This is a genomic window from Bacillus sp. FSL K6-0138 (assembly GCF_037982765.1).
In the GTDB taxonomy this organism is placed as follows: Bacteria; Bacillota; Bacilli; order Bacillales; family Bacillaceae; genus Bacillus; species Bacillus glycinifermentans.
Window position 1 is genome coordinate 1921684 of the sequence record NZ_CP150286.1, and the last position, 7992, is coordinate 1929675.

The 7992-nt window shown below is 43.7% G+C and carries 1 protein-coding gene; it reads left to right on the plus strand.

The window, feature by feature from the left end; translation table 11 throughout:
* Nucleotides 1-110 precede the first annotated feature (110 nt).
* Nucleotides 111-7928 carry a non-ribosomal peptide synthetase gene (locus MHB78_RS10230; RefSeq protein ID WP_046132509.1) on the plus strand — a complete coding sequence of 2606 codons (7818 nt, stop codon included), beginning with the start codon at nucleotides 111-113 and terminating at the stop codon, nucleotides 7926-7928.
* Nucleotides 7929-7992 lie beyond the last annotated feature (64 nt).

The window sequence follows — 7992 nt, forward strand, 5'->3', positions numbered from 1 at the left end:
TAAGGACCTTTTTTCGAGATTCACCCGCACTGTACAATCTATCCTCAGCCGATAGATTGTACAGCTGCCTATTTTACACCGTAAGTCTGACGAATGGAGTGATGATTGATATGAGTATAATCGACTTCATAAATGATTTAAAAAAGAAACATATCTTCTTATATCATAACCAGGGAAAAATCAGAATCATTGGCCCACAGGAATTATTGACCCCTGAATTAAAGCAAAAAATAAAGCAGCATAAAGAAGAAATCATAGCTGCTCTTAAAATCGACGGCACAAAAAAGGAGTGCGGCATTCCGGAAGCTCCGCTGTCCAAAAACGGATGCTACCCTTTATCAAGGGAACAAAAAAGGATGTTTATTTTAAATAAGCTTGACGAAAGCGGAATGGCATACAACATGCCGCTTGCGGTGAAAATAAGAGGCGATTTTCAAATCAGCCGGCTTGAACATGCATGGAGGCAGTTAATCGGCCGGCATGAAGCGTTAAGGACCTCTTTTGAAACAGTCAACGGCGAGCCGGTGCAAAAAATAGAACCGGACGTTGATTTTCATTTGCGATACAGCGAATTGGGAACAGAAAGCGTTCAAGAGAAAATCGCGAGGTTTATCAAACCTTTTCGTTTAGAAAAAGCTCCGCTTTTAAGAGCGGAAATCGTAAAAGTCAACGAAGCCGAACACATGATGATGGTTGATATGCACCATATCATATCAGACGGCGTATCCATTGGAATTTTAATGAAAGAACTGGCTGATGTTTGCGGAGGCAAACCATTATCCCCGGCTGTGACGCAATATAAAGATTACTCGGAATGGCAAAGAGAAACCGAGAAAAAAGGCGGGCTGAAGAAGCAGGAAGATTATTGGCTGAATGTTTTTCAAGGCGAAATTCCGGTTTTGAATATGCCGCTTGATTTTGCGAGGCCAAAAAACCGAAGCTTTGATGGCGGCAGAGCCGTTTTTGAATTGGATCATGCCATGACCGGAAAACTGGAAAGTCTAGCGGCAGAAAACGGCGTTACGATGTATATGCTTCTTTTGACTGTGTATACCATCCTTCTTTCAAAGTACACGGGACAGGAAGATATCATTGTAGGTTCGCCGATTGCGGGCAGATCCCATGCCGATTTAAAACATACAGTCGGAATGTTTGTAAACACCCTTGCAATGAGAAATTATCCTAAAGGCGACATGACATTTACCGAATACTTAAAAGAAGTAAAAGAACATACGTTAAACGCATATGAAAATCAAGATTATCAATTTGATGCATTGGTTGACAAATTGGACCTGATAAAAGACACAAGCAGAAATCCGCTGTTTGATACGATGTTTGATCTGCAAAATGCTGAAGACTTTAAATTCGATGCCGGCGGGGTATTTTTTGAACCATACAGCTTTCCATTTGATGTTTCAAAATTTGATGTAAGCCTTACGGCGGTTCATCACGGGGATCGTATCGAGCTGGATTTCCAATATTGTACGAAACTGTTTAAAAAAGAAACGATCAAACGAATGGCAAGCCACTTTTTACATCTTTTACAGGACGCTGCCTATCATCCTGAACGGACATTATGCGAACTAAGCATGATGTCTGAAGAAGAAAAACATACGGTATTACATATATTCAATCATGAGAAAACGGACTATCCGAAACATCAGACAATCAACGGGCTGTTTGAAGATCGCGCTGAAAAAACGCCGGACCACACCGCGGTCATATGTGGAGACGAGCATCTGACGTATCGGGAGCTTAACGAAAAATCGAATCAATTGGCGCGGCTGCTCAGAAAAAACGGAGTAAAACCCGATACGGTTGTGGGCATCATGACAGACCGTTCCCTTGAGATGATCATCGGGATCATCGGGATCTTAAAAGCGGGGGGAGCTTATCTGCCGATTGATCCGGACTATCCGGCAGACAGAATGATGTATATGCTCAAAGACAGCGGTGTTGATGCCGTCTTCACACAGGAGCATTTAAAGTCTAAAGCAGAGGGATTTCAGCTGATTACCGTTGAAGACACCGGGTCTTTCAGTAAAGAAAACCTTCCGCATGTAAACGATGCCGCCGATTTAGCATATGTCATTTACACTTCGGGTTCTTCCGGCAGGCCAAAGGGAGTGATGACAACTCACCGAAATGTCATCAACTATATTCATTCATTTACGAAAAGGGTTCCATTGCACGAAAACGATACAGTACTCCAGGTCGTATCATTTTCATTTGATGCATTTTCCGAGGAGCTTTATCCGATTTTGGCAAGTTCCGGACGGCTTGTGATCAGCAAAAAAATCGGAGATGCGAGCATAGATGAACTGGTGGAAAACATCAACAAGCATCGCGTTACACTCGTGAGCTGCTCCCCGCTGTTATTAAATGAAATAGATAAAAACAAACATTTGGCTTTTCATCAGAATATGAAATTCATCAGCGGAGGAGACGTTTTAAAATATGAGTATGTCGAAAACATCATAAAAGGCGCAGATGTTTATAATTCCTACGGTCCGACGGAAGCGACGGTTTGCGCAACTTATTATAAGTTAAGCGGCGAAGACCGCGCCAGAACGAGCATTCCGATCGGCAGGCCTTTAAGCAATTATAAGGTGTATGTTGCCGATCGATACGGCCGGCCTCAGCCGGTTGGAATTCCGGGCGAACTGCTGATCGGCGGTGATGGACTGGCGCGTGGATATGTAAATAATAAAAAATTGACAGACGCGGCTTTTATATTGGATGCCTCAGGCGAGAGGTTATACCGCACAGGGGATTTAGCGAGATGGCTCCCTGACGGCAATCTCGAATTTTTAGGGAGAATCGATCAGCAGGTCAAAATCCGCGGTTATCGGATCGAGCTCGAAGAAATCGAACACCGGCTGCTGGAGAACGGCGATATCAACGAAGCGATTGTCATGGCCAGGGAAGACAGCGGCAAAAATAAATATCTGTGTGCTTACATCACACTAAAAAACAAAGGAGCGACGATCGACCAGATCAAAAGATCGCTTGCAAAGAATCTTCCAGATTACATGGTGCCGTCACACTTCGTAAAGCTGGACAAAGTCCCGCGTACCATCAATGGAAAGGCGGATGTCAAATCACTGCCGGAGCCTGATGCGAGGGATCTTGCACAAGCGCAATACGAAGCTCCCCGAAATCAAACGGAAGAAAAGCTTTTGTCGATCTGGCAGGAAGTATTGGGTACGGAGAGGATCGGCATAAATGATAATTTCTTTGAGATAGGCGGACATTCCCTGAAGGCATTCTCGCTGGCCGCTAACATTCAAAAAGAATTGAATGCGGAAGTGACGTTAAAGGAAATGTTCAGCCATCCGACGATTAAAGAAATCGCAGCATATATCAAACAAAAACATCAAACGGTTCATTCAGCCATAAAACAAGCGGAGAAGAAGGCGTACTATGCCCTTTCATCCGCCCAAAAAAGATTGTATATTCTCAATCAGATCGAAGACAGCCAAACAGCCTATAACATGCCTTTTGCAATGAAATTAAAGGGCAGGCTCCGGAAGGAAAAGCTTGAAAAAGCCTTCAAAGCATTAATTGACAGACATGAAGGATTCAGAACATCCTTTGTTACGGTGGACGGCGAACCCGTCCAAAAGATAGAAGAGGAAGTCAACTTTGAAATCACATCCGCCGAATTGGGGAAACAAAGCCTGCAGGAACGTATGAACCGATTTATCAAGCCGTTTGACCTTGAAGAAGCGCCCCTTCTAAGAGCAGAGCTTCTCAAGGTGAACGAAGATGAACATATCCTGCTGATTGATATGCACCATATCATTTCAGACGGAATGTCAATGGGGATCTTTATGAAGGAATGGGCTGCATTATATGAAGAAAAGCCATTGCCGCCTTTAAAAATCCAGTATAAAGATTATTCTGAATGGCAAAGAGAATCATATGAAAAAGACAGGATCAAAAAACAGGAAGAATACTGGCTTCATACATTTCAAGATGACATTCCCGTTCTCAACATGCCAACCGATTATCCAAGGCCGCAAATGCAAAGCTTTGAAGGGGATAGATTCGCATTTAAAATCGGCGGCGAGCTGACCGGAAAGCTGAAAACAATCGCCAAAGAAAACGGCGTTACGATGTACATGCTCCTTTTGGCGGGATATACGGTGCTGCTTTCAAAATATACCGGACAGGAAGACGTGATCGTAGGTTCACCGATAGCCGGAAGAACCCATGAGGATGTGGAAAACACGATCGGAATGTTCGTCAACACGCTTGCGATGCGAAATTATCCAAAGGGCGGCAGCAGATTCATTGAGTACTTAAAAGAAGTAAAAGAACATACGTTAAATGCCTATGAAAATCAAGACTATCCGTTCGATGAGCTTGTAGACAAATTAGATTTGGAACGGGATATCAGCAGAAATGCTTTATTTGACACGATGTTTGACATGCAATCATTGGATGATGCCGAGCCGCAGATAGAAGGACTCGATGTTGAAACGTGCAGCATGGAGTTTCATATTTCAAAATTCGATTTGTCTTTGGCGGCGGCGGAAACCGCTGATGGGATAGCCTTCCATTTGGAATATTGCACGAGATTATTTAAGAAAGAAACCGCAGAAACGTTAGCCGGGCATTTCATTCATATATTGAAAGATATTTCAGATCATCCCGAAAAGACATTAAACGAAATCAATATGCTTTCAGAAGAAGAACGGAACGCTGTACTTTATCACTTTAATGATACGAAGACGGGGCATCCGACAGGGATTTTGCCAAAGCTGTTTGAAGAACAGGCGGAAAAAACACCGAATCTTCCGGCAGCGGTCTTTAAGGATCAAACATTGACCTACGGCGAATTAAACGAAAAAGCGAATCAACTTGCAAAAACCTTGCGCAAAAAGGGCGTTCGGCGGGAATCTATCGTCGGAATGATGGCAGAACGTTCATTGGATATGGTGACGGGTGTATTGGCGATCTTAAAAGCCGGAGGCGCTTATCTGCCGATCGATCCGGAGTATCCGAAAGAGCGGATCGAATATATGCTCAAAGACAGCGGTGCTGATATATTGCTGATTCAAGACCATCTCATCGGCAGCATCAGCTTTGCAGGCGAAATCGTGAATATGAGCTCACCGGATGCCTATGCTTCTGATCGAAGCAACCTCGAGCACATCAACTCTTCCGGCGATTTGGCATACGTCATCTATACGTCTGGTACGACGGGAAATCCAAAAGGTGTTATGGTGGAGCACGGAAATCTCATTCATGCCCATTACAACTGGAGAAGGCACTACGAGTTAGAGACATTTAAAGTAAACTTGCTGCAGCTGGCGAGCTTTTCGTTTGATGTTTTTGCCGGAGACTTATGCAGAAGCCTCTTCAACGGCGGAACGATGTATATCGTGCCAAATGACGTGAAGCTGGAAATGAATTTATTATATGAAATGATAAAAAAATATCATATTAATATTTTTGAGTCGACGCCAAGCTTTGTGATTCCTTTTATGAAATATATCCATCATCAGCATCTGGATATTTCCGGGATGAAATTGCTGGTTATGGGGTCAGACAGCTGTGCCATCAAAGATTATAAATGGCTTGTCGAACAGTATGGAAATAGCATGAGAATCATCAACAGCTACGGTGTTACTGAAGCTTCCGTTGATTCAAGCTATTATGAGGAAGATTTGGAGAATATCCCGGACATAGCGAATACGCCTATAGGAAAACCGTTGGACAATACCGCATTTTATATATTAGATTCCTCATTAAACCCTCAGCCAGTCGGCGTTTATGGAGAGCTGTACATCGGGGGCGGAGGGATTGCAAGAGGATATTGTAACAACCCTGAACTCTCGAAGGAAAGGTTTGTTCCAAACCGCTTTGACGACGGCGGGAACATGTACAAAACGGGAGACCTGGCAAGATGGCTGCCGGACGGAAATGTTGAATTCCTGGGCAGAATCGATCACCAGGTAAAGATCCGCGGCTTTAGAATCGAAATCAGCGAAATTGAAAGCCGGCTGCTGGGCAAGCAGGATATAAGCGAAGCGGTGATTATTGACAGGGAAGACGGCAAAGGCCATAAGTACCTGTGCGCCTATATTGTCGCCCAAAAGTCCGTCAATGCAAATGAGCTAAGGGAATATTTGTCCAATCATTTACCGGACTATATGATACCTTCCTATTTTGTTCAAATCAGCAGGATGCCTCTTACACCAAACGGCAAGGTCGATCGCAAAGCACTTCCGGAACCGGACGAAGAGAGGGCGGCAGCAAGCGAGTACGAAGCGCCGCGAAATGATACGGAAGAAAAGCTGGCTGCGGTTTGGCAGGAAGTGCTCGACAGGGACAAAATCGGAATCAATGATAATTTCTTTGAAGTCGGAGGAGATTCAATAAAGGCTCTGCAAATCGTTTCAAAATTATCAAGAGCCGATCTCAAACTTCAGGTGAAAGATCTGTTTACCAACCCTGTCATCAAACATCTCAGCAAATACGTGAAAAAAGAGGCGAAAGCGCGCCAAAACAACGAAATCGTTCAAGGAGAAGCGCCGCTGACTCCGATCCAAAGGGCGTTTTTTGAAGCAAATAAAATAGAGCAGAACCATTACAACCAGGCTTTTATGCTGTACAGAGAAAACGGCTTTGATGAAAAGACCGTCGAAAAGGTTTTCCGCAAACTGGTCGAACAGCACGATGCATTAAGAATGATATACAAAGAGAAAAACGGCGAAATCATTCAGCATAACCGCGGTTTGGAAGACAGCGTCTTCGATTTGTATGTTTATGATATGAAGACGGAAACGAACCTTGAGGAAATCGTTTATCAGACAGCGACGGCCGTTCAAAAAGAAATCTCAATCCGCGCAGGAAGCATGATGAAGCTGGCCATTTTCAAAACAAATAGCGGCGACCACCTTTTGATTGCGATTCATCATCTTGTCGTAGATGGGGTGTCCTGGAGAATCTTATTCGAGGATTTTGAGACCGCCTACAGTCAAGCATTGCAAGGCAAAACAATTGAGCTCGGCTATAAAACCGATTCGTACAAAACGTATGCGGAAAAACTGGCGGAATATGCACAAACCAAAAAGCTTTTCAAAGAAAGAGATTATTGGCGGGACATCTCAAAAGGAACGATGGCATTTCTCCCTAAGCAAAGACGAGCAGAGGATAACTACGAAAACAGCAATACGCTCAGAGTTTTTTTAAGCGAAACGGAAACGGAACAACTGCTTGGCGAAGTACACAAAGCATACAATACGCAAATCAACGATATCCTGTTAACGGCTTTGTTAATCACGGCAAGGAAAATGACGGGGGAAAACAAACTCAAAATTCTTATGGAAGGCCACGGGAGAGAAGACATTTTACAGGACGTTGATATCAGCAGAACGGTAGGCTGGTTCACCTCAATATATCCCGTATTCATTGATTTAGAAGACGAAACAGAACTGTCCATGACCATAAAAATGGTGAAAGAAACCTTGAGGAAAATACCGAATAACGGAATCGGGTACGGAATCCTGAAATTTTTGTCAAAAGACGAAGAGCTTTTGAAAGATGAAAGGCCTCCGATATTATTCAATTATTTAGGCGAGATCGAGCATGATACGGGGGCTGGGCAATTTTCATCATCGGAGCTCCCGAAAGGACAAAGCATCGGGGAAAAAAGCGCAAGAGATGCGGCGGTTGAGATCGACTCAGTCGTTGCCAATCAACGGCTTATCATCAGCACGACGTTTAACCGGCGTGAATACGGCGATCACACCATTCGTGATTTTAACCAAACGTACAAAGAAAGTCTTCAGACGGTGATCAACCATTGCATGAGCAAGCATGAAACCGAAAAAACGTCTTCAGACTACGGTTATGACAAAATTTCATTACAAGACCTTGAGGAATTATTGAATGAATATGAATCTGTAGACAGCTAGAACTTCCTGACAAAAGGGTCTGTATCACCCCTTCTCAAAAAAGTGCTGCTGCCGGTTTCTTTCG